The sequence below is a fragment of the Clostridia bacterium genome, assembly GCA_028698525.1.
In the GTDB taxonomy this organism is placed as follows: Bacteria; Bacillota; Clostridia; order JAQVDB01; family JAQVDB01; genus JAQVDB01.
In genome coordinates, this window is sequence record JAQVDB010000130.1 from 1 (window position 1) to 2,693 (window position 2,693).

The following is a 2,693-nucleotide window of genomic DNA, read 5'->3' on the forward strand; positions in this document are numbered from 1 at the left end:
CACTATTGGTGGCACTATAGCCCCCTTGTTAATTCCACTTGGATTTTTTGGATGGCAGTTGGCAGCTGCTGCGGTAGCAGGATTTGTAGCAAAAGAAAATGTTGTGGCAACCCTAGCAATAACTATAGCAGCTTCATCGGAAGAAATATTGAATATACCGGGAGGAGTTCTTAGCCAATTCTTCACACCGGTTACAGCTTATGCATTCTTGATTTTTAACCTGTTTACACCTCCCTGTTTTGCAGCTATTGGTGCTATGAATACTGAGTTGGCTGATAGGAAATGGTTATTAAAAGGCCTTGCCTTCCAATTTAGTGTAGGGTATCTGCTTGCTATGCTTATAACACAAATTGGTACAGTCTTATTTTATGGAGAACTGGCAGCAGGGTTTATTCCTGCAGGTGTAATAATGGTTATATATGCGTTGATTGTCTACTATCTGGTGAGAAAATCAAGGTCAAAAAAAATGCAGTTTTCTGCTGTAGCACATTAGGTTATAAATACCTAGAGTAATAATACTTGTAGCTACTAATTATGAGGAGTGATATATATGTTAGCAACAATAATAATAGCAGTAATCTTTTTTGGAATAATTGCCTATGGCATATACAAATCAATAAAAAGTATGAGAAATAATTCTTGCCCCGGATGTTCAATGGGTTGTTCAGAGCAAATGAGGAAAAGCTGCAATACGCAGCATTAAGAAAATTAATTCCGGACCTCATCCTAGGCTAAGTAGAAAACATAATAGGTGTGCACCGCAAGACTTGAATTGTAGTGGACGCAAATACAGAAAAATTTTATTCTAACCATCAGATAAACCGCCATGAAGAGATTGGCTTTTTCTGATGGTTAGGATACTTTATACTAAATATTCATATTTTTTTAGCCATTCCTGCATGCGCTTAGATAGTTTTTCTTGTATTTCGCTCCATGGTTCAAATTTATCACCTATTTTTTTACCGAACTCATCTGTCAAATTGCTTAGATAATTCTCCAAATCCGAAAACATTTCTTTTCCGGCTAGGTTGTTTAGTTGATAAGGATCATTTAAATTATCATATAGTACCCAGGAACCTTCAAGAGTTTTAGCGTATGTATAGCGTTCAGTCCTTACACCACGCCATTCCTGATACTCATACCATTTGTAGGCTGCCATTATGTACACTGCTTCAGGTCTCTTTCCTGTTCCATTTGTAATGACCCAGGATAGATCATTCCCCTGAACATATGATGGCACAGGCATAGACATAAGTCCAAGGAGAGTAGGCATGAAATCAGGGGCATTTATTAAAACATCAGTTCTTGTTCCTTTTCGTATCTTAGCTGGATATCTTATAATTAAAGGGATACCTACGGATTCTTCCCACGGAGCATTTTTTAACATAGTTCCCTGAGACCATAACATATCTCCATGATCAGATGAAAATACAACTATAGTATTCTCTGTAAGATTTAAGTCATGAAGTTTTTGCATGATTTTACCTACATTATTATCTATAGCGGAAATATGAGCATAATATCCACGTAAAATTTTTTTATTGGGTTTTTGATAATGCGGGTCCCTGCAGTAGGCGTGAGTTGCAAATATTTTATTATCAAGGGGTTTTGCATTTGGGGGGAATTCTAATGAATCCTCATTATATAAATCCTTCCACTCTTCGGGTACACTTTCATATGGATCATGGGGAGGTCCGTATGATAGAAATACAGTGAATGGATTATCCTTTTGCTCCTCAATAAAATCCAAAGCTAATTGTGTGTATGTATCTACATCATATCCATCTATATATTTTTTAGTAGTATCGTCGTTTAAGTAATAAAAATTATTCATATAATCATGGCTGCAATTTGTAACAGCCCATAAATCATTAAAACCAAGCCTATGTACACCTTCGGGAATATATTCGGTGCGCAGATTTTCAGGTCCAAATAAATGCCATTTTCCAATATATCCGGTTTTATATCCGGCTTTTAAAAACTCATAAGCAATACTCATCTTTCCTTCTAGTATATGATCTGCAAGGGGAACGTCATTAATATATGCTTGATTAAAGGATGGATAAGTACCTGTTAACATGAGAATACTTGGTTAGAATCATGCTACCACATGGAGCAGAACCAGGTATGAAAATATATGCAGAATTAGGAGATGAAAGTCATAAGGCTTGGTGCATGCAATATTTTCCATATGTTTATAAGGGAACTGAAAAGCTTGTCTGGTATACTCCGGTTATTCCTTTCAGAATAATGGTAGATCCTTCGGGTGAAGGCAACTACATACCTCTTGCAACGGAAAACTCACACACATTTGAGGTATTTCCGGGAGAACCTGATAAACTATATGCTATAGTGCCGTCTTATATTGAAGATCACAACTGGGTAAAAACGGGAGAAGTAGTATATTCAAACAATTCAAAAAATATTAAGGGATTAAGGCTAGTTATAACTGATAAATTTAATAATCCTATTAATCAGGCTAACCAACATAATCAACATAAAAAATATAATGAACATATTGGCAAACAAAGTATTGATAAAATTGAGCAACAAAAGCCAAATGATAATAATGGTAATATTGATGTCATTAGTAACATTAATAATACTGTACATAGGGTAAGTGTTATATCAAAAGTTAAAACAGGAGAAAAAAAGGTCAAAAGTCTAAAGGCCATTTCGAATCCGTTCCTGAT

General features: G+C 35.5%; 4 protein-coding genes. 3 read left to right on the plus strand and 1 reads right to left on the minus strand.

The window, feature by feature from the left end; translation table 11 throughout:
* Together PHP06_11075 and PHP06_11080 are read left to right on the plus strand one after the other, a co-directional pair.
* On the plus strand, window positions 1-493 hold a 493-nt coding region (locus PHP06_11075), incomplete at its 5' end, for a nucleoside recognition domain-containing protein (GenBank protein MDD3841082.1).
* A 57-nt stretch (window positions 494-550) separates the two neighbouring features.
* Entirely contained in the window at window positions 551-703 is a 153-nt protein-coding gene (locus PHP06_11080; GenBank protein MDD3841083.1) for a FeoB-associated Cys-rich membrane protein, read from the plus strand.
* A gap of 159 nt (window positions 704-862) precedes the next feature.
* On the opposite strand, the gene PHP06_11085 is transcribed toward PHP06_11080, so the two are convergent.
* Entirely contained in the window at window positions 863-2,080 is a 1,218-nt protein-coding gene (locus tag PHP06_11085) for a sulfatase-like hydrolase/transferase (protein ID MDD3841084.1), read from the minus strand.
* Window positions 2,081-2,127: 47 nt separating this feature from the next.
* Here PHP06_11085 and PHP06_11090 point away from each other — a divergent pair.
* Window positions 2,128-2,693, plus strand: a 566-nt coding sequence (locus tag PHP06_11090) for a hypothetical protein (GenBank protein ID MDD3841085.1), incomplete at its 3' end; no start/stop codon positions are given.